The 23,873-nt window shown below is 70.0% G+C and carries 13 protein-coding genes and 1 pseudogene; 2 read left to right on the top strand and 12 right to left on the bottom strand.

From position 1 onward, the window contains the following. Positions 1–345: 345 nt before the first annotated feature. The gene (locus QFZ83_RS12195) at positions 346–600 is read right to left on the bottom strand and encodes a hypothetical protein (protein ID WP_307506589.1); all 255 of its coding nucleotides are present in this window, start codon (positions 598–600) and stop codon (positions 346–348) included. A gap of 368 nt (positions 601–968) precedes the next feature. On the opposite strand from QFZ83_RS12195, the gene QFZ83_RS12190 reads away from it, so the two are divergent. Beyond that, on the top strand, positions 969–1,163 hold the full coding sequence (locus tag QFZ83_RS12190; RefSeq protein WP_307506586.1) for a hypothetical protein: 195 nt from the start codon (positions 969–971) through the stop codon (positions 1,161–1,163). Positions 1,164–1,221: 58 nt separating this feature from the next. On the opposite strand, the gene QFZ83_RS12185 is transcribed toward QFZ83_RS12190, so the two are convergent. Next, positions 1,222–1,743 (bottom strand): low molecular weight phosphatase family protein, encoded by a 522-nt coding sequence (locus QFZ83_RS12185; RefSeq protein ID WP_307506581.1) that lies wholly within the window; start codon positions 1,741–1,743, stop codon positions 1,222–1,224. 7 nt (positions 1,744–1,750) lie between these two features. On the opposite strand from QFZ83_RS12185, the pseudogene QFZ83_RS12180 reads away from it, so the two are divergent. After that, positions 1,751–1,867 (top strand): annotated as a pseudogene (locus tag QFZ83_RS12180) (hypothetical protein); the annotation flags it as partial. 104 nt (positions 1,868–1,971) lie between these two features. Here the strand turns inward: QFZ83_RS12180 and QFZ83_RS12175 are convergent. The 10 genes from QFZ83_RS12175 to QFZ83_RS12130 all read right to left on the bottom strand — a co-directional run bounded on the left by QFZ83_RS12175 (position 1,972) and on the right by QFZ83_RS12130 (position 23,869). Further along, on the bottom strand, positions 1,972–2,223 hold the full coding sequence (locus QFZ83_RS12175; protein WP_307512870.1) for a hypothetical protein: 252 nt from the start codon (positions 2,221–2,223) through the stop codon (positions 1,972–1,974). A gap of 26 nt (positions 2,224–2,249) precedes the next feature. Then, positions 2,250–2,792, bottom strand: coding sequence for a YbjN domain-containing protein (locus QFZ83_RS12170; protein ID WP_307506578.1), 543 nt, complete (start codon positions 2,790–2,792; stop codon positions 2,250–2,252). A 24-nt stretch (positions 2,793–2,816) separates the two neighbouring features. Beyond that, entirely contained in the window at positions 2,817–3,758 is a 942-nt protein-coding gene (locus QFZ83_RS12165) for a peptidylprolyl isomerase (RefSeq protein ID WP_307506575.1), read from the bottom strand. After that, the gene (locus QFZ83_RS12160; protein WP_307506572.1) at positions 3,755–4,504 is read right to left on the bottom strand and encodes a hypothetical protein; all 750 of its coding nucleotides are present in this window, start codon (positions 4,502–4,504) and stop codon (positions 3,755–3,757) included. Before QFZ83_RS12160 ends, QFZ83_RS12165 begins: the two co-directional genes overlap by 4 nt. 10 nt (positions 4,505–4,514) lie before the next feature. Then, the gene (locus tag QFZ83_RS12155) at positions 4,515–6,308 is read right to left on the bottom strand and encodes a putative porin (RefSeq protein ID WP_307506569.1); all 1,794 of its coding nucleotides are present in this window, start codon (positions 6,306–6,308) and stop codon (positions 4,515–4,517) included. Between the two features lie 58 nt (positions 6,309–6,366). Next, positions 6,367–7,110, bottom strand: a complete 744-nt coding sequence (locus QFZ83_RS12150) for a hypothetical protein (RefSeq protein WP_307506566.1) — start codon at positions 7,108–7,110, stop codon at positions 6,367–6,369. 10 nt (positions 7,111–7,120) lie between these two features. After that, on the bottom strand, positions 7,121–7,534 hold the full coding sequence (locus QFZ83_RS12145) for a biopolymer transporter ExbD (RefSeq protein ID WP_258352369.1): 414 nt from the start codon (positions 7,532–7,534) through the stop codon (positions 7,121–7,123). A gap of 15 nt (positions 7,535–7,549) precedes the next feature. Further along, positions 7,550–9,355 carry a DUF2341 domain-containing protein gene (locus QFZ83_RS12140; protein ID WP_307506561.1) on the bottom strand — a complete coding sequence of 602 codons (1,806 nt, stop codon included), beginning with the start codon at positions 9,353–9,355 and terminating at the stop codon, positions 7,550–7,552. Positions 9,356–9,421: 66 nt separating this feature from the next. Next, positions 9,422–11,065 carry a ShlB/FhaC/HecB family hemolysin secretion/activation protein gene (locus QFZ83_RS12135; RefSeq protein WP_307506559.1) on the bottom strand — a complete coding sequence of 548 codons (1,644 nt, stop codon included), beginning with the start codon at positions 11,063–11,065 and terminating at the stop codon, positions 9,422–9,424. A 264-nt stretch (positions 11,066–11,329) separates the two neighbouring features. Further along, on the bottom strand, positions 11,330–23,869 hold the full coding sequence (locus tag QFZ83_RS12130; RefSeq protein WP_307506556.1) for a filamentous haemagglutinin family protein: 12,540 nt from the start codon (positions 23,867–23,869) through the stop codon (positions 11,330–11,332). Positions 23,870–23,873: the final 4 nt, after the last annotated feature.

The following is a 23,873-nucleotide window of genomic DNA, read 5'->3' as shown; positions in this document are numbered from 1 at the left end:
GCTGGAAACGCAAGCGGACCGGTCGCCCGATACGGGTACAGCCGCGCAATCTATCCACGCAACAAGTCGTTCTTATTAATAGTCATCCGAGCTCGGCAAAAAACCAACGCCTCGCGATGGGAGCAAGCTGGCGCGGCCCGGCGCGTTTCGAGCCGGCATGCATCTGCGGCGTCATGAGGCGGCTGGCACGTTTCGAAAACGACTCAGCTGCTGAATATCGAGGGCCGCGCACTTCCTGTACCTCTTCGCCGGATTCGCAGTCCCACGTGCGCTGCCTGTCAGCCGCGCATGCAGATGTGCAATGTCGCGACGCCCACGCTACGAACGCCAACTCGCTCCTAGCTCCTAATGCGATGCCTGGACATTCACCTGATAGGACACGTCGAGCAGCTTTCCTTTGCGCGCGTAGTACCTGTCCAGGCGCCATTCCTTGAGGATGTCGAGGGCGAGATCGAAGGTACTCAATTCGAGCCCATAAAGGTTCGCGAGAGGGAAGTCAGCTTCTGCCTCCAGTGCAAGCACCAGGCGCGCAAGTGTCTTGGCGTCGTCGCTCTCGGGAGCGGCAGTGATGATCTGCCGAGCTTTTTTGATGGCGTTCATGGTGTCCTTGTAGAAGGTAGACGACGCATGTCATGGCGGCGTAACGTCAGGCGGGCCTAATGCTCATCCTCTTCGCGGATCGCGTGCGTCCCACGTGCGCCCGCTGCGGTTCCGCGAGCGAATTTAGTCTAGCACCGCCCTCCCCAGGCCCCGGATCACAGTTTCAGATCGATGCGTCATTCATTCGTTTACCGTCACGTCCGGGTGGATGTGCAAGTCGGCGCGCGCGACGGCGCATGCTGGTGGGTTTGCATACTCGGCGACCGGGCTTTGGCGCTTTCGGACCGCGCGGCACTTTCGAGAGGAGATGCCCTGCGCCTTGCTGCAGATGCCGCACGTGCCGGGCTCGATGCGACAAGTACCACGCCGTGAAGACTGCTGTCCTGAGCCTGCGCGTCGAATTTGTGCCGCAAAGTGGTGGCTTTGCCTGGGTCATCCTGGACCATGAGTCACAAGACGCCCCGGTCGAGATCGCAGCCTCGCTATGGAGCTACCGCCGGGCCTCCGAAGCACTTGCAGCTGGGGAATCCGTGCTGCGGCTCACTGCCGCCTCATCGGCCTAGCACCGTCCGCGCATGCGCGTCCCACCGTCGGTGCGGTGTTCGTCATCCTCCGTCGCATTTAACGCATGTGGGCCATGTCTCGCAGATCGTCGCGCAACGCGGTCCGGTCGGCGCCATGCAGCGGCAGGTTGATCAATAGTTCCAGTCGCCGCTTCAGGGAATACAGGACATGCAGCGCGTCGTGCCCGACCTGCTCTGCCTTCTTGTCGGCGGCGATGTCCGGGTAGGCCCACAGCGCCGCGTCCGGCTGCCCTGGCCAGTTCGGCTGGAGAGTCTGCACGCCAGCATCGAGCGTGATCACCAGATCCACGGCGAGCGAACCGGTACGCGCAAGCTCGTCCCAACCACGGCCGGATGTCTTGACGAGAGGGATGCTCGCACTGTGAAGAGCGCCAACCGCCGCCGGGTGGATCACTCGTTCGACGTGTCCCGGTTGCCCGCATGAAAAGATCGTGAACCGATGCTTCTGATCCAAGTGTGCAAGGCATGCTTCCGCCAGCACGCTGCGCAAGGAATTTCGCCGCGAAACGAAAACAACCCCAATTCGTCGTTGCATGAGCTCAATATAGCGCGGTGTCACGCGGAGGTTGTCGTCGGAAAGAGGTCAATCGGCCGGGCACGTAGCTTTGTTTTGCCATGACTTCAAGCTGCACAGCAATGTACTGTTCATCTGCAACAGCAACGCTGCCCGAAGCCTCATGGCTGAGGCTTTGCTCAACCAACTGGCCGGCGAGCGGCTTCCGCGCTCACTCCGCCGGCGGCACTTCGATACCCGATGGGCAGGCTGCGCAGTGTCCCGACCACGCGGTCACTCTGCCGCACCGGCCCTTTGCCTGCCTCGAAGCTCGAGCATCCGCCGCGCCGCGTTGAGCTCCGACATGGAGATGTGCATCTCTGCCATGGTTTGTGCCAGCAAATCGAGCAGCGCCGCGCGCTGCCGCTTGCGTGCGGTCTCGGCGCGCTGCGTGCGTACCGCCTGGCGGGCGATGGCGTGAATCGCACGCGTCGCCGGGGCATCGTGGTCGTCGAACGACGCCCCGGATCGGAGATTGGCAGGCATCGCGCTTCGATGCATTCACTGTCCCCTCAGGCGGCCGCGGCCTCGCCCCGCGCAACGGCCGCGCCGTTCGCCGCATCGCCACGGGTCTCCGCGGCCGGGCCGTAGTTGCGCAGGTGCAGGAAGAACTCGCCCATCATCTGCATCCACAGCCGCATCGCGAACGAAAGATAGGCGGGGCTCACGCCGCCGGCGACCACCACGTCCATCTCCAGCACCACCAAGTCGCCGTGCTGCGCCACGCGCGCGAAGCGCTTGGTGCGGTGCCACGACGCCAGCACCGCCTCGGGCAGCGTGCCGCCCTGCACATGAAGCGGGCAGCTCAGCGTGAAATCGGTGTACTGCGTGGTCGTGACCGGGTTGCCCCACAGCACCTGGAAGCCGACGCCATGGCTCGCGCTGTGCAGCCGCACCACGCCGTTCTGCTCGATGGTGGTCACGGCCGCGCCCGCGGCCTTGATGGCGTCGGACACCTGCTCGGGCGTGACGGCGTCCAGCAGGTCGAGGTGCTGCGCCGTCGCACCAGCGGCGGTGTCGTTGGCTTCGGTGGTGTTCGTCGTCGTGTTGTTCATGTGTCTGCCCTGTTGTGAATCTGTTCAGTTCGTCTTCTTGAGCGCCGCGTCCAGCGCGGCGCCGTCGATGCTCAATTGCGTGGCCGGTGCCAGTTGCGCGAGGTACGCCTGCACCAGTTGCTGCTGCCGCTGCTGGCGCAGCGCGAGCTGCAGCTGCGGCTTCATTTCTTCGAGCGTGGCAGTGCGCGCGGGCTGCGTGTCGAGCAGCTTCACGACGTGAAAGCCGGCCTGCGCCTGCACCGGTTCGCTCACCTCTCCGGGCTTCAGCGTGGCCACCGTGTCGCGCAGCTCGGGGAGCATGCCGGCCAGCGGCAGGGTCTCCACTTCGCCGCCGCGCCCGGCCGTGCGCTTGTCCTGCGAGTTCGCGCGCGCCACGGCGGCGAAATCGCCGGCACGTGCCTGCCGGGCGAGCCTGCCCGCTTCTTCGCGCGCCTTGGCGATGGCGGCCGCATCCCGGTCGGGCGTGGCCATGAAGATCTGCGCCACGCGGTAGCCGGCGGGCAGGTTGAAGTTGGCCTTGCCCTGTTCGTAGGCGGCTTTCACTTCCGCATCCGACGGATAGCCCGCCGGCACCTGGCTCACCGATTCGAGATAGCTCGCGGCGACCACGCGCATCGTGGCCTCGCGTACGGCCGCATCGACCTTCGCCTTCACCTCGGGCCGGTCGGCCCAGCCCTTGCTGCGCGCATCGCGCAGCAGCGCTTCGCTCAGGAGGCGCTGGCGCAGCCACCCGTCCAGGCTCGCGCGGTCGGCCTTGACGGCGGCGCGTTCCGCTTCGGGCAGCGCCTGCAGCAGCTTCTCGACCTCGTCCTGGCCCACCGTGACTTCGCCCATGCGCGCCACGACGACGTTGCCGGGTGCGGGCGTCTGCGCGGCGGCCACGCCGACCGAGGAGACCAGCAGCACGCCGCAGGCGGCGCGCAGCCGCTGCGCGAGTGCGGCGTATTTCATGTGGTGTTTCGTCATTGCTTTTGCTCCCCTGATGCGGGTGCGGCGGGTGCCGCATCCGCCGGTTTCGCCGGCGCCGGCGCATTCACCGCGCGCACGTCGAACTTGCCCTCGTACAGCTTGTCGCCGTACTGCTGCGCGATCTGCTCGAACTTGACGCGGCTCTGCGCGGCGAACGGCTGGCGGGATGCCAGCACGCTGCCCAGGTCCACCGTTTCGTAGGCGCGCAGGATCTCCTGCCCCACCGCGTAGAGCTGCGCGTTCTTGGCCTCGCACTGGGTGAGCGCGGTGCGCTGCGTGGCGGTCTCGGTCGCCAGGCGCTGGCGCTCGGCCTCGGCGGCGCGCGCCAGCTTCAGCAGGTCGTCGTAGGCGCCGCGGAACTGCGCGATCTGCGCCGTGGCTTTCTCGCTCGTGGCCTGGGCTTGCTGGCGCAGTTGCTCGCCACCGGCGCTCGCCTGAGCGCGCGCATGGCGTTCGGCGGCGAGCTGCTGCTGGCTCTGCGCCAGTTCCTTCTTGAGCGCATCGAGCTCGGATTTGCTGGCCGGCGCCGCACCCGCTGCCGCTGCGGGCGCGCCCGCGGGCTGCCCCGCCTTCAGCTCCGCCAGCTCGTTCTGCGCCTGCTGCAGCTGCGAGGTCGTGATGCGCAACTGCGCGCGCAGCCGCTCTTCCATGCTCTGGCCCTGCGGCGGCTGCTGGGCATGCGACACGCCGGCCGTGACGGCGAGCGCAGCCAGCACCAGCGCCGGGAGTAATTTTCTGGACACGTCGACCCCCTTAGAAACGCGCATTGAACTCGAGCTGCAGGGTGTCGATCGACAGCGGCTGCCCGAACACCTCGCGGGTCGAGAGCCAGCGGCCGGTGAACCACATGTTCTTGTCGATCGCGTACGAGCCGCCCAGGAAGTAGCCGCGCGCATTGGTGCCGCCGCCGTGGAAGGTCGAGTCGTTGTATCCGTCCGGCAGCGCATCGGGCTCGATGCGCTTGTAGCCCGCCAGCACGTTCCAGTCGCCGCGCGCAGCCGGTGCCGGCTTGCCGTAGGTGGCCTGCAGCATGTAGGCGTTGCCGCCGCTCTTGAAGTCCGCCTGGCTGGTACCGCCGGTGGGCCCGAAGTTGTTGAGGATGGTGCCGCGCACGCCCGCGCGCCGCCAGATGTCCTTGGCGTCGTAGGCGGTGTTGCGCACGAAGTTCGCATCCAGGCGCAGGTTGTTGCCCGCCACCTGCGTGTCCCAGCGCAGGTTCAGGTCGATCAGGCGGAACTGCGAGGCCAGGCCCACGTACTGCGGCTGCGGCGTGCCGGCCGGGTTGAGCGGATCGAGCGCGATGTCGCGCAGCAGCATGAGCGTGTTGCCCTTCTGCATGAAAGCCGGGCGTGACCAGTCGGTGCTGCAGCCGTCGGCGCCCGCGTACAGCGCGCAGGGCTCGGAGACCTTGCCGCTGATGTTGCGGAAGTTGTAGTACGCGAGCGCGCCGCGCAGGCGGTTGTCCTCGTCGATCTTCCAATCGGCGCCCACCTGCGCGCCGAGCAGCCACTTGTTCTCGCTCTTGGCCTTGAACTCGGCCTGGGCGCGGCTGGGCGCGTTGTCCGAGGAGTATTCGAGCGGAATGAGGCCAAGCGTGCCGAACAGCGTGAGGTCGCGATTGGAGGCGAGCTTCTTCTCGAACTGCGCGGCAATGCCGTCGAAGTTGAGGTCGTTCGAGAACAGCACGTCGCTCGACATGAACGGGTTGCCGAAGCGGCCCGCCGTCACCGTGAGCCAGTCGACCGGCTTGTGCGAGATCCACATCTGGTCGAGCCATACGCTCTTCTTGCTGAGGCCACCGCCCAGCGTCTGCGTGGTCGAGACCGGGCTCTCGTCGCTGCCCGAGGCCAGGCGCACGCCGGCCTTGGTGTTCTCGGAGAGATCGGCGAACACACCCAGCCGCGCGCGGGCGCGGAACACGTTGCGGCGGCTCTTGAGCGTGTTCAGGATCGAAGGCAGCGCGATGTTGGTGTTCTGGTTGACGTCGTAGCCGCTGCCCTTGTTGAGCTCGGCCCAGTTGATCTCGATGTTGCTGTTGTTGCTCGCGTAGCTGCGCGATTCGTTGCGCACGCGAACATCGCCTTCCACGCGGATGCGCTTGCTCCACTCGGGCGTTTCGTTGGGCGCGGCCCAGCCCTCGTCCTTGGCCTGCGCCATGACCTGGGCCTTGACCTCGTCGCGAATCTGGTCGCGCACGGTCTGCGAGATATAGGGCACGCGCACGTCGCCCGCCTCCAGCCGCACGCCGCCGACCACGCTGGCAGAGGCCGCGGTGGTGGCCGCCGGCATGCGTTGCGCCTGCTGCGCCGCGAGGGCCTCGGTCTGGGCCTGCGCGAGCAACGCCTCGCCCACGTCCTTGGCGAGCGTGCCGCTCTGGATGAGGCCGCGGATCAGCTTGACCATGGCGGTCTCGCCTGACGCAGGTGCGGCCTGGGCTGCGGCGTTGCCGGCCGCGAAGGCGAACACGGAGGCCACGGCCGCCGCGAGCGCGCATTGGTGCAGGGTCGGCATGGCGCCCCGGCGCGAGATGTTTTGAAGATGGTTCATCGCTTCGTTCACAGGATTGAATGGGTCGGGTCGGTCAAGGCGCGTCGGGCATCGGTGGTCATGGGCGGCGCCCCTTCATGGACACGCGCATCGGAAAGCGCAACGAGGCCGGCGGCTTCTCGTCTACGCGGTCAAGCGCGCGCAACATGGCGAGCACTGCGTCGTCGGTCTCGCTCGCGCCGGTGCCGCGCACCAGCTGCACGCGGGTGGTCTTGCCGTCGGCGCCGAGCCACAGGTCGATCTGGATGTCCTCGAACACCAGCTGGCGGGTGCGCGGATCGCGCGACAGCGCCTGCTGCAGCAGGCTCGATACGTAGCGCGCATACGAGCCGCTGCCCAGGCCGCCTCCGGCACCGGTACCGCTCATGCCGCCGCCGCTGCCGGCCTGGATGCCGAAGGCGTCGTTGCCGGCCTGGCCGGCGCTGTCCATGGTCACCGGGTCGCCCAGATCCTTCGAGGGACTGGGCGGCGTGTCGTCCTTCGGCGGCTCCAGCGGCTCAAGGGGCTTGGGCTCCGGCTCGGTCACCGGCTTGATCTTTTCCGGCTCGGGCTCCGGCAGTTTTTCGGGCTCGGGCGGCGGTGGCGGCGGGGGTGGCGGCGGCAGCATCAGCATCGGCGCGTCGGCCACCACGCGCTTGGTGCTCGCGGTGTCGTTCAGCAGATGCCACACCAGCCCCACCAGCGCGGCGAAGATCGCCAGCCCGATGGCCACGCCGCCCCATTGGCGCCACAGCCCTTTCGGCCTTCCCTTCCCGCCCGCGTGCGCGTGCGCGAAAGCAAGAGTCGGATCGCGAGGTTTCACGCGCGGCTCCTCACTTCTGCTTGCCGGTCACGAGGCCGATCTGGTTCAGCTCGATGCGGCGCAGCAGGTCGAGCACGTCGACCACCTTCGCGTACTGCACGCTGGCGTCGCCGCGCACGATCACGGGAAAGTCGGGCGACAGCGCCTTCTCGGTGCGAAGGCGCTCCTCCAGTTCCGGCAGCGTGACCGGATAGGCATCGAGGAACACGTTGCCCGCGTTGTCGATGGTGATGGCCTTGGTCTTGGGCTTTTCCAGCGCCACCGAGGCGCTGGCCTTCGGCAGGTCGACCTTGATGCCCGGAATGCTGGCGTTGCTGGTGAGGATGAAGATCACCAGCACCACCAGCAGCACGTCCACGAAGGGCGTGATGTTGATGCCGCCCGCGCGCTTGCGGGTGCCGAACTTGGCTGCGGTGTTTGCCATGGCGTGCGTTCGTTCTCAGGCGCGCTTGGCCACGGCATGCGGCACCGAGCGGCCTTCGCCCTGCTCTTCCGCCAGGCGCGTGACGAACTCGTCGACGAACACCGCCATGTCGGCGCCGATGGCGTCCGAGCGCGAGGCGAGCCAGTTGTAGCCAAAGAGCGCCGGAATCGCGACGCCCAGGCCCGCCGCGGTACACAGCAGCGCAGCGGCCATGCCGGGGGCCACCGAGTTGATGTCCACCGCACCGGCCATGGCCGCGACGACGAACACCAGCATGATCCCGATCACCGTGCCGAAGAGGCCCACGTAGGGCGCGCCTTCGATGGTGGTCGAGAGCCAGTTCATGCGCTTGGACATGCGCTCGGTCTCGCGCACCATCACGCCGTCCATGGCCGCGCGGATCGCGCCGATGGTCGCGGTCGACACGGCGCTCAGGTCGTAGCCGCGGTCATGGCGGCGGCGCATCTCGTCGATCGCCACTTCGTACAGGCGCCACAGCGACGAATCGGCGCGCACGTATTCGGGCACGCTGTTGCTCACTGCCAGGCGGTCGAGCGGCGCGCCCGCGGCTTCGCGGAAGTGCTCGATGAAGATGCCGTTGGCGCGCGAGGTGGCGCCGTAGCTGCGGCCCTTGCCGATCATGATGGCCCACGACAGCACCATCATCAGGCCCAGCAGGCCCACGACGACCCACGCATCCAGCGGCATCGCGGCGAGGATGAAGCCGAAGTGGCTCTTGCCGGCCTGCTGCTCGTCGGCACCGAAGGCGGTGAGGCGCGACTCGGCGCCCTGCGACACGGCATCGGCCAGCAGCAATGCATCGGCGCGCGCGACCTTCGACAAGCGCACTTCGTCGATGGCGCCGGTGAACGGTGCGAAGGCGGCAGCGGCTTGCGCGCCCTGTGCGGCAGGCGCACCGGCCGGCGCATCGGCACCGATGGCGGCCGCCGTGTTCAGCGCCGGCAGCTTCGCCGCGAGCGACACCGCGGGACGCCCGCCCACATACAGCGCCACGTTCTCGCCCTCGGCCCTCACCGCGATGTGCGACCACTGGCCGGCCTGCACCGGCTGGCCCGGCGCGCTGCGCTGGCCGTTGACCTGCACGAAGGGCACGCCCTGGTCGATGCCGACCACGAGTTCGCCCGCGCCGTCGCGGCGCGCATAGATCGCCTGGCGCGCACCGAGCTGATCGGGCTTCACCCATGCCGAGAAAGTGAGCGCACCGCCGGCCTGCACCGCGAGCGACGGCGTGGCGGGCAGCATCAGCGGGCCGGTGCCCAATTGCGCGCCCTTGCCGATGACGGTGCCTTCGACCGGCACCGCCGGGGTCTGGCCGTTGTTGCCGTAGGCCGTGGTGTCGCGCGGCGGCACCGCACCTTCGGCGAAGTGATAGACCAGCGTGTAGTCGGGGTCGAAGCTGCGTTGGCCGTTGCCCGAGGCGGGCGCCTTCGGGTTGCCGTAGTACATCCACAGCTTCGTCGGCGTGCCGGCCGAGACGTTGGGCACGTCGACCCAGATGAGCGCCATGCCCAGCAGCGGATCGAACTGCTCGATCTGGTGGTTGAGCACCGTCTTGTCGTCGGCCGCGACGAAGCGCAGGTCGGCGCCGGTCTCGCTCACGCCTTCGAACTTGAAGTTGCCTGTGTGCAGGCGCACCAGCACCGGCACGCGCCCGGCATCGCTGCCGATGGCGCCCGCCTGCGGACCGCCGTCGATGGTGACGGGCTTGCGGTAGGACCACTCGGCCTGCCACCAGGCATGCGCCAGGCCCGGCAGGAGCGTGCTCAGCAGCGTGAGAACGATGAGAAGAATTCGTCGCATGACAGGGGTCTCCGGAAAACTCGTGAGAAAAAATGAAAGATGAAAACGGGGTGCTGCGCGGATGGATCAGTAGTTCGCGGTGAGGCTGAAATTCACCCGCGGGTCGTGCTTCTTCGTACGCGGTCCGTCCGTGAGCGGGTAGCCGATGTCGACGCGGCCGGCCAGGTACTGCCCGACCTTGAAGCTGGTGCCGACGCCCAGCGAGTACAGCGAGAAGCGGTCGTTCTGTTCGGCAAGCGGGTTTTTGAGGCGCAGTCGCGCCGCATCGGCGAAGGCATAGACGCGCCAGTTCTCGACCGCGCTGCCCAGGTACGTCAGCGGCTTGCTGCGCAGTTCCACCGAGCCCACCACGCCGTAGTCGCCGGTGGCCTCGGCCGAGAGATAGCCGCGCACCGAGTTCATGCCGCCCGCGGCAATCTGCTCGCTCGACACCAGCGCGGAGTCGGCCAGTTGCCCGTTGAAGCGGAAAGAAAGCTGCGAGCCGCCGTCGAAGCTGTGCGTGCCGTTGAGGTCGGTCTTCAGCAGCATGAAGCGCGGCGTGGACTTGTAGCGCTTGTAGTCGAACTCGACCTCGTCGCTGCCGTACTTGAACGAACTGCTCGTGCCCACCACCAGCGAGACGCCCACGCCGTACTGGCCCTTCTCGGTCTGGCGGAAGCCCGAGTACGAGAGCGTGATCGGCGCGTACTTCAGCGGCACGGTGTCGCCGCTGCCCTTGAGCGTCAGCGCCTCCTTGTTGTTCTTGAAGTCGATGCCGAAGCTGAACGCATGCCACCAGTTGCCGGCGTTGGGCACGGTGTAGGTCGCCTTCAGCCCGAAGGAATTGCCCTTGCCCAGCACGTCGGTGCCGCCCACGGTCGCCACGTTGCTGTCGGACACGAAGGCGTTGGCCTCCACGCTCCAGTTGGTGCCCGCGAAAGGCGCGGTATAGGAAGCCGAGATCACCTTGGTCTGGCTCAGGTCCTGCGGCGCGCCGAAGAAGCTGATGGAGGCGCTGTGGCCCAGTTGCCAGAGGTTGTCGTGCCCGAGCGAAGCGGTGGCGCGCAGCTTGCGCGTGTCGGCGCTGTAGTCGTTGTTGAGGCCGACGCTCGCGCGCCACGGGCTCGCGTCCTCGACCTTGAGGTCCACGTCCATCGTGCCGGGCATGCTGCCCTGGCGCACCAGCGGCATCACCTGCCGCTTGGGGCCGCGGTTGAGCGCGGAGAGCTCGGACTGCGCATTGTTGAAATTCGGCACGCCGCCCTCCTTCAGCGCGGGCACCTGGTCGCGCACGTCGAGCGGCGAGTTGTATTCGGCGCCCACCACGCGCACCCGGCCCACGCGCGTTTCGTTCACCTGCAGGAACACGACGCCCTGCGTCACCTGCTGCTCGGGCAGGTCGACGTACACCGACTGATAGCCCGCCGCCTGGTAGGCCGCGAGCAGTGCGTCGCGCGCGCCCTCCACGTCTTTCAGCGTGCGCTCGGGGCCGAGGAACGGCGTGACGGCTTTCTCGATGGCGCGTGCGTCCAGCACGGTGTTGCCGCGCACGATGTATTCGTTGATGTCGACCTTGCGCGCGGGTTCCGGCGCGGTTGCAGCCACCGCGGCCGGTGTAGCTGGTGCAGGTTCTGCCGCAGGCGCCTGCGCGAAGGCCGCGCCCTGCGCACCCATCGCCATCGTGGCCAGCCACACCGCTCTCCAGCGCACCGGTGGGCCTTTCTTCTTCATGTCATGCATTTACAGCTCGGTTCTCAAGGATGAAGCTCGCGGGGCAGCGTGTTCATGATGGAGAGCCTTCATGTCGCTGCTGCGTACGGATATCTAGACGTGCAGCGCGCGCGGCGACTGTCGTTTGTCACGAAAACTTCATCAAGAAATCGCGGCGGACGGTTTTGCGCGCTTAAGAAGAAGGGCCTCCGCGCGGGAGGCCCTTCTTCTTTTGGCGCGGTCTTTGGCCGCGATCTTTTGGCGCGGAGCGCGAGCCCTGCCCGCCTACTGCTTCAGGCCGCGTTGCTCCCGCGGCGTGAGCGACTGCATCTGCTCGGCCGTGAGCGTGCCGGTGCCCAGCACCTGCACCACACCCTGCGGGTCGTAGCCCGCGTGCGGTTCGCGCGCTTTGGGCGCCGAGCTGTCGCCGCCGCCCTCGGCCTCGTTGCCGAAGCCGAGCACGCGCACGGTGAACACCGAAGGCAGCGCCTGGCGTTGCGCGCTGCGCTCGCGCTGCAGCGCGTCCTGCGCGGCCGAGGCCGCCTGCGATGCCGCGGCGCTCGCGCCGGTCAGCGCGCCGACGTTCACCGCGGCGATGGCCGGCAGGCCCACCGACTCGCCCTTGACCGCGATGTTGGCCGCGTTCACCACCTGCAGCGCCGCCAGGTTCACATTGCCCGACACGCGGATGCCGGCTTCGCCCGCATCGATGGTGCCCAGCGGCGCGACCAGGTCGATGTCGCCCGCCGGCACTTCGGGAATCGGCGCGAGCGTCGCGATGCCCGCGCCGGTGCTCGGCACGTCCGATGAGAGCGTCACGTTGCCCCACGCGTCGTACTCGCGCTTGGGCGGCGTGTAGACCACGGTGGTCTTCGATCCCCGGCCGGCGTTGATGTCGCCCTCGGCCGACCAGCCCATGATGTGGCCGCCGAAGGTCGTCATGATCCGGCTCTGGCCCAGCAGGATGCTGCCCAGCGAATACAGCGCGATATCGCCCTCGCCCTGCGTGATGACCCCCGGCGTGACGCCACCCCTGGCCACCGGCGCACCGCCTTCGATGCCGAACACCTGCGCGCCCCCCGGGGTCAGCATCTGGATGCCGCCGCCGAACCGCGTGTTGACGCCGGCCGCGCCGTACATCGTGATGTCGCCGCGGTAGCTGACCGGCTTGCCCGCGGCATCGGCCTCGGGGAACAGCGCCGCGATGGCATTGCGCCCGCGCAGGTAGCTGCCGAAACGCGCGCCGTCGGTGTCGTTGTATTCGCGTCCGCCGGCCTTGAGTTCGGCGAAGTACACCTGCCGCGCAAACACGCGCTGCTGCGCGGCCGGTAGCGCGTCGAAGAAGGCCTGTGCCTCGTCCGCCGTGCCGTTGAAGCCCAGGCCGTTGTCCTTGTCGGCGAGCCACGCGAGCAACTCGGCCTCGTAGGTCTTCACGACCTTGCCGGGCTGGTCGGCCAGCGGCGTGCCGGCCTGCGCGCGATTGGCCGCGTCGAGGTAGCGCGCAAGGAAGCCGGCGTAGTCGGCGCCCTGCGCGCCCATGCCGGCCATCATCGCTATGCCCGCGCCGGGCCGCTTGTCGCCTGCGGTCACCGGGCCCAGGCTCACGACGGCCGCGCGGTCTTCCATCACGATGTTGCGGCCCGCGCTCACCTCCAGCGTGCCGGGGCCGGCGACGTTGAAGCTGCTGTAGAGGATGTCGCGGCCGGCGACCATGCGCGAGACGTCCTGCGCATGGCCGTGGACCGCCAGGTTGCCGGTGGATGTCGCCTCGTTGTTCGAGCCGATGCCCAGGCTCACGGGGGTCGGCACGCCGAGCGCCGTGCCCGCACTCACGATGTCGCGCCCGGCCATCACCCAGGCCGGCGCAGCCGCCTCGTACCAGGTGGCGCCATCGCGGCGCGCCAGGATCTCCCCGCTGCGCAGGCCAACGATGTCGCCGGCCATTGCATAGAAGCGCGCGGGCGTGCGCGGCGCGCCGCCCGGCGCGCCCGCATAGGTCTCTGGCACGAAGGCGAACAGGCGGAACGGATCGGTGCGCGCGTTCATCTCCAGGCCGCTGGTGCCCAGGTTGCTGGCCACGCGCGTGTTGCCCTCGAAGCCGGCGAACGCCGGGTTCAGCGGCCCGGGCATCTGCGCGGGATCGGCGCCTGACTGGTTGATGGCGTAGCCGCCCATGTACATCGAATCGCCCGCGAGCAGTTCGAGCTGGCCGCTGCGGGACGGCGCCAGCAGCAGCGAGGTGCGCGACGTGTACTCGTTGGTGCTGTCGCTCGCCGCATTGGCCGCGGCACCGCTGTAGATGCTGCCGCCCGCGGCCACCACACGCAGGATCGACGGGTAGACGAAGCGGAAGTCGGTGGGCGCGACGTTGGTGCCGTTGACCAGGCTGTTCTGCGTGCCCTCGCTCATCTGGGTGCTCGGCGTGAGGCTGCCGCCGGCCGAGAACAGGTCGATGGCGGTGCGTCCGGTCCACAGCGAGAACCAGCTCAATCCGCCGCCGCTCTGCGCACCGAAGGGCGAGCTGTTGAGCATCGGCACGCGGCCCGGGTCGGCCGCGCCGCCCAGCACCAGGTCGCCCAGCGTGTCGATGCGGATGGTCGAGTCGCCGGGAACCAGCACGAGGCCGCCGGTCGATTCGGCGCGGTTCGAGGCGAAGGGGTCGAAGGCGCGCGGGTCCTTCAGGTCGCGCCCGCCCAGGATCATGCCGCCCACGGACGCCGCGCTCAATTGCGTGGCACCGCGCAGGTTCACCAGCGCGCCTTGCAGGTCGTGGTTCGGAATGTCCCTGCTGTTGGCGTTGCCGCGCGCCTGCTGCGAGCTGTTGATGCCGCCGCCGATGCGCACGTCGATGTCGCCGCCGCCGGTGAGCACGAGGCTGCCGTCGCTGGCCACGCGGCCGGTGCTGCCGACCGCCACCACCAGCCCCTGGCTGCGCGCCGTGCCCTTGCGCGCCAGCATGCCGGCGTTGCCGCCCGCCTCCAGCCGCACGTTGCCGCCGCCGAGCGTGCCGAAGCCGGTGAAGCCCACCAGCGAGGGCTTGACGTCGGCCCCCAGCACGCCCGCCGGGTTCACCGCGTAGCTGCCGAAGTTGATCCACCACGCGGTCGGCAACTGCGCGCTGCCGTCGCCCTGGCGCCAGAGCCAGTTGCCCACCAGCACGCTGGACTGCTGCACCGGGTCGTTGTTCGTGGACGCGAGCATGTCGCCCGTGATGTCGCCGCCCGCGCGCACCGTGAGGTTGCCGCCGGCCTCGGGGAACCACGCGTGGTAGGAGCGGCCGTCGCCCGCCACCAGCGATTCGTAGCCGGTGCCGCCCTTGCCGAGCACGCTGGTCGCACCCGGCGCGGTGCCGCGCGCCTGGTCGAAGCGCGGATCGACGCCCGCCGACTGCGTGCCGGCGGTGTAGATGCCGTAGAGCGAGCGCACGTCCACGTCGCCCGAGGCGATGAGGTCCAAGTCGCCGGTGCCGGTGCGCACCACGCTCAGCGACTGGCCGTGCGCGGTGAGCACATTGATCGCGGAGCCGTAGTCGATGCACGACCCGGAAATGATCTCGCAGAGCACCAGGTACTCGTCGGGGACCGGGGCTCCCGCGGGCTCGCCGAACACGTTGTCAGGCGCCCACACCACGCCCGTCTTGCTCACGCAGTCGCTCGGGTCGATGAGCGGGCACAGCGCCTCCTCCTCGGGGGTCACCGGCTGTCCCGCGGGCATGCCCCAGTTGTTGTTCTCCGCCCAGACCAGCGTGCCGCCGCCCTTGGTGACGGTTGCGCCATAGTGGGTGTCGGCGAAGCGCAGGTTGCCGGCACCAGCCATCGCGATGCGGGTGTCGGCCGCGTCCAGGTCGGCACCGGCCACCAGGCGTACCGACCACGACTCGCTTCCCGCTGGCAGCATCGGCGCCAGCGCCCAGTTGCGGCCGCGCGTGCCGTCGCTGGCCGGGCGCAGTTCGATGAAGCCCACGCCTTTCTCGAGCACGACCTTGGTGGTTGAGGGAATGAGCGCGCCGCGCTGCAGGTCGAGCGCGCCGCCGAGCAGCACGGTCCTGCGCAGGACATCGTTCTCGAAGGCCACCGGCAGCGGCACGCCCTTGGGCCAGACCATGGCCTGCAGCGCGGCGCCCTTGGGCAGCGGCGTGCCCGCGCCCAGTTGCGTGCCCGCGGCCAGCACGACCGCCTCCTTGAGCAAGGTGCCGCGCGCATGCAGCAGCGCGCCCGAGGCGTCGCGCACGTCGGCTGCCAGCACGGTGCCCGCGGCCAGGGTGAGAGGCTGCGCCAGCGTGGCGGCGGCCGGCAGGCGCACCGCCTCGCCCAGCGTCAGCGCCTGCATCGGCAGGTCGTAGTTGAGCGTCGCGCCCGACGGGAACGCGGTGCCCTCGGCCACGCGAACGCCGCCGATCGGCAATACCAGGTCGCCGTTGTAGGGCTGCACGCCCGGCACCAGCGCCCAGCCGTCTTCCTCGGGCGTGAGCGGCGGCGGTGCGAAGCCGTCGTTGATGCTGCCGTAGACGTCCATGTTGCCCGCGGCACGCAGCACCAGGCTGCCCGCTTCGCCGGAGCCGTACACCCCCGTCTTCTGCGTGCGCGCGTTCAGACTGGCATAGCGGTAGCCCGACAGATCGACGTCGCCCTGCACCACCAGGTCCTTGTCGGTCGCGATCTCCACGCCCGGGCGCAGGTGCAATGCATCGGCATAGGCGGCGTTGTTCAGGCCGGCCAGCTTGCCGTTGAGCAGCGCGCCGTTGGCGAGCGCGGCGTCGATGAACTTCACGCTCTGCGCGTGCTTGGCGTCCATGTAGGCCTGGTTGATCTCGCGGTACGGGCGGCCGCTCACCGAATCCAGCCCGTCCCGGACGATGGCCAGCGGGTCGGTGTCGTCGTAGCGCCAGACGGCGTTGAGCGCGATGGTGCGCGCGCCGTCGATGGTCAGGCTGCCGCTGGCGTCGATGCGGATGTCGCCGCTGGTCTCGCCGGTGCGTGCCGCGTACAGGTCGAGCGTGCCGCGCTTCTGGCCGTCGTGCTGCCCCGGCTGGTTGCCGACAGTGGCAGCGGTGCCGTGGCGCAGGTCGATGCGTGCGCCGCCCGCGAGAGTGAGCACGCCGTCGCCGCCGTTCAGTTCGACGATCGCGCGGTTGGGCGCATCGATGATCCGGCCGTGGCTGTCCACGCGCAGCACCGTGCCGTGCGCATCCAGCAGCGCATTGCCGCCGATGGTCAGGCCGTTCCGGCCTGCTAGGCGGATGCTGCCCACGCGCTCGCCGCTCGCGTCGATGGTGCCTTGCACCGTGAGGCTGCCGTGGTCCACCGACACGCTGATCTCTCCGGCCTTCAGGCCGTCGCCGATGGTGAGGTCGCCCTGCTTGAGCTGGAAACTGCGCGCGCCGAACACCGCGCCTTCGTTCAGGCGCTGGTTGAGCGCGGCGAACTGCTCGCTCGGTGTGCCTCTCTCGCCCAGGCGCTGCGCGCGGATGTCCACGCTGCCCGCCTTGAACGGCACCAGCGTGCCGCCCGCGTCGTAGCGGCCGCTGCTCGCGCCGAGGATGCGGCCCTGCAGGTCGACCACGCCGGCCGACGCGCCGAGCGCCACCGCCTTGAGCGTCCCCGCGCGGTTGCCCTCGGCCGCGAGGTCGATGGTCGCGCCGGCCGCCTGGCGGATGCTGCCCGCGTGGCTCTCCAGGCCGATGTCGCCGCCCCAGCTGAACTTGTCGACATCGTTGAAGGCGAGCTTGCGGCCGCCGACGTCGACGAAGGCGCCGTCGGCCAGTGCGATGTCGTCCTGCGCGGTCATCGTGAGCTTGCCGCTGGGCAGCACGACGGCCGTGTCCAGCACGATGCTGCCGGCGCTGAACGACAGGTCCGCGCCCAGGGCCTGGAGGCCCTGGGCGGCCGACGCGTCGTAGCGGCGGCCCTCGGGCGCGCAGATGCGCAAGGTGCCGCCGGCGACGATGCGGGCGATCGCGCCGGCATCCCCGGTGATGAGCGGCGTCGAAATCTCCAGGTTGCCGCCGCTGTAGGCGTAGCCCTTGCCGTCCTCGTACGCGCCCTGGCTCTGGTGGACCGCGAGGCTGCCCCTGCGGCTGGCCGTGAGGCGCTCGCTCGCGCCCAGCTTCACGGTGGCGAAGCCGAGCGCAAGGCGCGCATCGTCGTCCTGCCCGTTGCTGATGGTGTGGGGCGCGTCGCCCAGCTCGATGCGCGCGGCCTGGATGTCCAGCGTGCCGCTGCCGGTGCCCGCGCCGCCGGTGATCACCGCGCCGGGCGCCTGGGTCGCGCCGCTCCAGAGCAGGTTGCGGGTCCGGATGGTCGCCACGTCGCCGGCCGCACCGTGGCCGTAGATCGCGGGCGTGCCGAGCACCAGCGTGTCGAGCTTCGATTTTCCCGTGGCCGGATCGATGGTGTCGAGCGTGACGCTGCCGTAGAAGTTGATGGCGTCGCGCGCCGTGAGCGTGAGCGATTCGAGCGCCGGCGCGCCGGTGCTGGTGTCGCCGTTCAAAAGGCGCTGCAGCACGTCCTGCGTGAGCGTGAGGCCGCTCGCGAGCACGCCGCGCGCCTTTGCGTCGGCGAGCGATGCGGCCGAGCCCGCGTTCACGCCGCCCACCGCGAGAGCGAGGTGGCGCGTGCCGTAGCGCGCCGCTTCGTTCAGCTCGAACGCGCCGTTGGTGGCCGCCGTGAGCGTGCCTTCCGAATAGAAGGTGCTGCTGCCCTGGCACAGCGACGCCGTGCACACGCCCAGCAGGATGGAGCCCTCGCCCGCGGCCGCGGGCGCCAGCACGTCGAGCCGGCCGTTCGAGACGGCCAGCAGGCTGGCTTCGCCGGGCTGATAGACGTAGCCGGCGGACGAGTCGTAGATCGCCGCGCCACGGCCCAGCGTGGAGATGCCGGCGCCGGCTTCGACGGCGAGGTCGCGGCCCGCGAGGAAGACCTCGGGCGCCTGCAGCGACGCGCCCGCGCGCAAGGCGACGCGCCGGGCCGGCGTGCTGAAGCTGACATAGCGGCCCTGCTGCCCGTAGACCACGGTGGGCACCGCGCCGAGCACCAGCCGGTCGGCGCCCAGCGCGTTGAGCGTGTCCGAGCGGACCGAAACGCCTTCGTGGCCGGCCGTATGCGCCTGCCCCGCGCCCAGCACCTCGATGTCGCCGCCCAGCACCATGGCCGTGCCGCCCAGGCCGCCGGCGGCGGCCTGGAAGCGGGCCAGGCCCTCGAAGTTCAGGCCCACCTCGTCGCGGCCGGCCACGAGGCTGAAGGCCAGCGAACGTGCGTCCGCCGGCAGCATCGCGCGCGGCACGCCCAGGCGCGCCGCGTCGGCACGCACGAAATCGGCGTAGCTCGTTTCGTTGTATTGCGCGTAGGTGCGCAGCACGTCGGCCGGCGTCACGATCACTTGGCTCGCGAGGCTCTCGCGCTGGCCCGTGCCGGCCACCGACAGCACGCCCGCGCCCGACCACGAGCCGTTGCGCATCGCCTGCGCCCCCGCGATGCCCGAGCCGCTGCCGGGCGCGCCGTTGAGCTCGACGCGGAAGGCGCCCGGCAGCAGCGCGTAGGTCGAGGGCAGCAGCGTGTAGGTGCCCGCGGGCAGCCCCGGCACACCGGCGCCGATGGTGATCTGCCGGCCGGCCGCCGCCTGCGACGCGCCGGCCGGTCCGCCCGCCGGCGCGGCCAGCGGCTGCGCGCCGGGCACGATGGCGTACACCGCGTTGGTGGACAGCGAGGGCAGCGAGAAGCGGCCGTCGGCGCCCACCTGCATGAGCGGATGGAAGCGCGCATCGGTCGAGCCGCCGCGGCCCGAGACGAAGCCCGCGCCGGCGAGTTCGCCGCCGCCCGAAAGATCGAGCACCGCGCCGGATTGCACGTCGACCCGCTGCGACGCGAGGTCGATGCCCGCGACCATATAGCCGTTGGTGTTCATGCCGCCAGCGCCCACCAGCGAGACGGTGCGACCGTCGTACCGGTAGTCGATGCCGTCGGTCGTTCCGCCGTAGGGCATCACGAGGCCGGCCCCGCTCACCGAGGTGATGCTGCCCGGCAGCAGGTCCAGCCGCGAGGTGCCCTGCAGCCCGCCGCTGCCGATCTTGAGGCTGCCCAGCGGCGCGCGGAGCACGCCGCCCTGCTCGATCACGGCGGCGCCGATCTCCAGCGTGCCGAAGGCCGAGTACGGAACGCCCGCAGGCGTGTCGCCTCGGCGTTCGATGCGCAGCACGCGCTCGGGGTCGAACACCGAGCGGCCCGACTCCGCGTCGGTGCGGTAGCCCGCGTTGATCTGCGCGGTGGCGCCGGTTTCCGGATAAAGCTGCGCGGCCGCCAGCGTGAGGTCGCCCGGCGTCCAGAAACGCGAGCGCGGCTCGTTGTCGGTGGGCAGCAAGAAGCGCATGTCCCCATCGCTCGCCAGCTCGACCTTCTGGAAGCCGCGGCGCTCGACGTGCACCGGCGCGAACTCGGTGCGCTCGGCATAGGCGCCCTTGGTGCCGATCGAGAGGCTGTTGCCCAGGTCGAGCAGCCGCCCGGCATGCACCGAGAGCACGGCCTCGGAGTCCAGCGTGGTGATGCCGTGCAGCGCGCGGGGCCGCAGCATGCCGTTGGTCTCGTAGTACTTGCCGGTGCCCGAGAGTGTGACGTAGGGCGCCGCCAGCTGCACATGCGCCGATGCGGACGAGCCTTCGGCGAGCGACAGCGAAGTCGCGATGAGCTTGAGGCTCTGCCCCATGCGCAGCGCCACGTCGCCGTCGAACGAGAGCTGTCCGTTCGCCAGCAGCGCGAGGTTGTCGAAGCCGCCGGCGCCGAGGCGGTCGGCCGAAAGGCGGGTCTTGCCGTAGCGCAGGCCCTCGCTCGCCTGGCCGGGCGCCAGGTCGTCGGGCAGCGTCGCTTCATGGTGTTGCGACACCGTGATTTCGCGCGGCGCGAGCGCCGCGTCCTGCGCCCGGTCCAGGCCGGTGCTGTCGTACATCGGAGACTCCAGCGCGATGTCCAGCGAACCGCCCGCGGCGCCCGCGCCGCCGGCCGCCGCGCGCAGCGAGCCGTCGATGTGCAGGCCGAGGTACGAACTCAGCGAGATGCGCCCGCCGTCGGTGGCGACGGTGGTGGCGCCCTGGCCCGGCACGTGCAGCACGGCCTGCGCGCCCGAGGCGTCGAGCTTCGCGCCCGGACGCACGATCACGTAGGCATCGGCCGAGGTGGCCGTCGCGCGGTCGTGGTCGATCGCGCCGCCCAGCACGATGCTGCCGCCGCGGTCCACACGCCCGTAGCTGCGCCCGTGCAGGTCGGTGGCTGTGTGCGCGGTGCCCGACACGTCGAGCACCGCGGTGTCGCCGATCCAGATCGAGCGCTCGTGCACCTTGCCGTCCGCCACCGGCGTGACCTCGGCCACGTCGAGCGAACCGTACTGCTGCTGGCGCACGTCGATGCTGCCGCCGTGCGCGAGCAGCATGCCGTCGATGGTGATCTGCCCTGCGCCGCGCAGCGCGATCGCCTGCCCCGGATCGACCTCGATGCGCGCGCCGCGCCCGATGACCAGCGGGCTCGCCTGCGGGTCCACTTCGGCGGCCAGGCTGCGGCCGGCCTGCAGGCTCAGGCTTGCGCCCTTGCGTTGCAGGAGCACGGCATTCACCGCGTCTTCCTGGTAGAGAGGTGGCGTCCACAGTTCGAGCGCCTGCACCGGGGCGCCGCCGGTCGCCACATCGCGCGCGTTGTCCCTGAAGCGGTAGACCGGCATCGTCACCTCGACCTGCGTGCCGTCGGCCACCAACAAGCCCTGGCTGCCGGTGACCTCGTACGCGGAGAAGCCCTTGTCGAAGAAATTGCCGCCAAGCACGAGCGCACCGCTGCCGGTTTCGGTGTCCGTCGGTCGATCGGAAACCAGCACCCTGCCAGCCTGCAGCGCCAGCGTGCCGCCGCCCGCCACGCCATGACCGCGCAGCTGCGCACCCGGGTCCAGACGGAGTTCGCCCTTGCTCTGCGTGGTCGCCAGCGTCACCTTGCCGCCCCGGCCGCCGAGGGTCTTGCCGTTGCGCTGCAGCACCGCGCCCGACGAGACGTCGATGAGGCTGCCACGGTGCAAGGTCACATCGCCGGTGCCGCGGATGGACACGCTGCCGCCGTTCGCATGCGCGAGGTTGTCCGCCGTCGCATCGCGCTCCAGGTTGCTCCAGAGGCCGCTCGCGTCCAGCGTCACGCCTTCGGCCAGCGTCACCTTGCCCACGGCGTCCTTCGGGTTCACCACGGTGTCGCCCACGCCGGTGCTGGCCGTCTGCGCGAGCACGTTGCCCAGCGCGATGCTGCCGGCATGCGCGGTGAGGTTGGCGCGCACCGCGACGTCGTCGCCATAGAGCGTGATGTTGCCGCCCGAGGCCACCCGCAGGTCGCCCTCGACCTCGATGCCCTTCAGCGCGGCGACGCGCACGCCGCCGAGCGCAAAGCCATTGAGCTGCGCCGTGTCGAGCACGACGCGGCCGGTCCGCTCGGCGGGCAAGGCCGTGTCCAGGTCCAGCGATGCCGCGATGCGTTCGTCCGTCTCCTTGAGCGCCACTTGGTCCGTCACCGCGCTCAGCACGTGGTAGAGGGCGCCCGTGCGCCGGTCGAGCGTCGGCATGTAATCGCCGACGACGAGCTGGCCGCGCTGGGCCACCGCGTCGTGCGACTGGTTGTAGCCGTCCAGCGCGGCCTGCGGTGCCTGTGTCTGGCGCGGGCCCTGGAAGGCTTCGCTCACGATGTCGCCCTCGAGCACCGCGGCGCGGGTGGCAACGACCAGCTTGCCGGCGTCGCGCCCGACTGTGTAGCCGCTCTCCAGGCGCCGCTGCGGCCCGATCAGCGGGTTGTAGAAGTACCCCTTGGTTTTTTCGCCCCAGCGTTGGTGCGCGTCCTCGAAGCCCCTGTAGATGCCGTCGTAGCGCTGGTCGCCCGGCGCTTTGGAGGCTTCGTACAGGCGGCCGTCCGCGCCCTTGAGCCAGGTCTGGCGGATGAAGCCGGTCTGCACGTCCAGCGTGCCGCCCGAGAGATTGATGCTGGAGCCGGCCTGGGTCACGACGTCCTCGCCGCCGAAGCGCAGCGTGCCGCCCTGGGCCATCCATTCGCCGGCCGTGTGGCCCTCGGTACCGAGGTAGCCGCCGACCTCCAGCAGGCCGCCGGCCGTGTACCACCGGTCGCTCGCGTAGCCGTTGGTGCCCTTGGGCACGAAGACCAGGCTGCGCCGGTCGATCCACAGGTCGTTGTTGTTCAGGCCCTTGCCGTCGCGGTTGACGGGCGCGTCGCGCTGCTCGTTGCCCTGGACGTTGATCTTGACGTTGTTCGATTCCATCGCGATGCGCACGCCCACGGCACCCGAGACGTCGAGCCGGGCGCCATCGCGCACGAGGCTGCGCCGGGCCGCGTCCACGGCGATCTGGCCGCCGGTCGCGAGCGTGAGCGACTCGCCTTCGAAGTCGACCGTGCCGCCGCTTCGTATCTCGATGCGCGACTGGTCGCGGCGGTCGGGCACCGCGACGAGCGTCTGCTCGGCGGTGGCCGTCGGCGAGCTGCGCAGGCCGTCGCGCTGGCTGTCCAGTGCGGTGCTCCGGTCGTCCGCGTCGATCACCACGGCGGTGGTCGCGCCCTGCCCCAGGACCGCCCGGCCCTCGGCGTCCACTGCATCGAGGTGCACGGTGCCGCGCACGTTGACCGTGGTGGTGGCGAGCGCCACGCCGCGCTGCTGCACGTCGCGCCCGGCCATCGTCACATCGCCTTCGCGCGCGACGATCAGCCCGGTGTTGACGACCTTGCCCGCGAGGCTGTCGGTGTCGAACTGCGGCGTGACTTCGTTGCCGCGGGTGGTGGAGCCCTGGTTGCCGCCGGTGCCCACGCCCTTCCTGATGATGAAGCTGTCGCCGGCCGCGAGTGCGGCCTGGCCCTTGGGCGTGGCGATGTCGCCCGCGTTGTGCACCTCCTTGCCCAGCAGCAGCACATAGCCGCCGCCTTCGGTGGAGGCGCCGGGCGCGCGCGTGGCGATGCGCGCGCCCGCCTGGACCTCCACCCGCCCGCCCGCGCCGGTGAAGCTCGCGGTGGTTCCGTTGCTGTAGATGCCGTGCGTGTTGAACTGCGCATCGGAAATGTTCGCGGCCGCCGCGAGCAGGTTGCGCGTGTCGACTTGGCTGCTGCCGCTGAACACGATGCCGTTGCGGTTGACCACCATCACCGTGCCGTCGGCCTGGATGCGGCCCTGGATCTGCGAGGGGCGCGCGAGCGGATCGTTCACGCGGTTGAGCACCGCCCAGCCGGGCTGCTGCTCGAATTTCAGCGTGGTGTTGCGGCCGACGTTGAAGGTCTCCCAGTTCAGGATCGCGCGCTCGCCGGTCTGCGTGACGCTCACCTGCGTGCGACCGCCTTCCTGCGTCTGCACCGGCGCGTTGGCGTTGGCCCAGCCGGCCGAGAGGCTGGCGGTGTCCACGCGCAGCCCGCCTTCGGCGAGGCCGTCGGGCACGTCCGTGCCGTTCGCAAGCGCCGCGCGCCGTGCGGCTTCCTGCGCGGCCTGCTGCGCCGCGATACCGCGCGCGGCGAGATTCAGGTTGCCGATGGAGCGCTGCAGTTGCTCGCTCGCGCGCTGCTGCTGGGCCTGCGGGCTGGTGAGCGCCGAGGCCGGCATGCCGTTGGGCAGCCGGCCGGTGGCGACGGCGGTGTTCTGCACCATGTTCTTCTGCGCCATCCACGCGCTGCTGAAGGCTCTTTGCGCATGCGCGCCCTGCGCCGTCGCGGCGGCGGCCAGCATCGCCACGATGGCATGCACCAGCGGCGTGAGCCGGGCCTTCGGAAAGAAGGAAGAAGAGTTCGTGTTGCGCCGGGCCACCGTGCTGCTGCTGCGTTGCATGCGG

The organism is Variovorax sp. W1I1 (assembly GCF_030815625.1).
Classification (GTDB): Bacteria; Pseudomonadota; Gammaproteobacteria; order Burkholderiales; family Burkholderiaceae_C; genus Variovorax; species Variovorax paradoxus_C.
The sequence above is the reverse complement of the archived record's forward strand: the minus strand, read 5'-3'. Positions and strand labels throughout refer to the sequence as shown.

Excerpts from the sequence above, each read along its gene's own strand:
- QFZ83_RS12195 (WP_307506589.1), bottom strand. The coding sequence starts at position 600 with ATGAACGCCATCAAAAAAGCTCGGCAGATCATCACTGCCGCTCCCGAG.
- QFZ83_RS12175 (WP_307512870.1), bottom strand. The coding sequence starts at position 2,223 with ATGCCTGCCAATCTCCGATCCGGGGCGTCGTTCGACGACCACGATGCC.
- QFZ83_RS12170 (WP_307506578.1), bottom strand. The coding sequence starts at position 2,792 with ATGAACAACACGACGACGAACACCACCGAAGCCAACGACACCGCCGCT.
- QFZ83_RS12165 (WP_307506575.1), bottom strand. The coding sequence starts at position 3,758 with ATGACGAAACACCACATGAAATACGCCGCACTCGCGCAGCGGCTGCGC.
- QFZ83_RS12155 (WP_307506569.1), bottom strand. The coding sequence starts at position 6,308 with ATGAACCATCTTCAAAACATCTCGCGCCGGGGCGCCATGCCGACCCTG.
- QFZ83_RS12145 (WP_258352369.1), bottom strand. The coding sequence starts at position 7,534 with ATGGCAAACACCGCAGCCAAGTTCGGCACCCGCAAGCGCGCGGGCGGC.
- QFZ83_RS12140 (WP_307506561.1), bottom strand. The coding sequence starts at position 9,355 with ATGCGACGAATTCTTCTCATCGTTCTCACGCTGCTGAGCACGCTCCTG.
- QFZ83_RS12135 (WP_307506559.1), bottom strand. The coding sequence starts at position 11,065 with ATGAAGAAGAAAGGCCCACCGGTGCGCTGGAGAGCGGTGTGGCTGGCC.
- QFZ83_RS12130 (WP_307506556.1), bottom strand. The coding sequence starts at position 23,869 with ATGCAACGCAGCAGCAGCACGGTGGCCCGGCGCAACACGAACTCTTCT.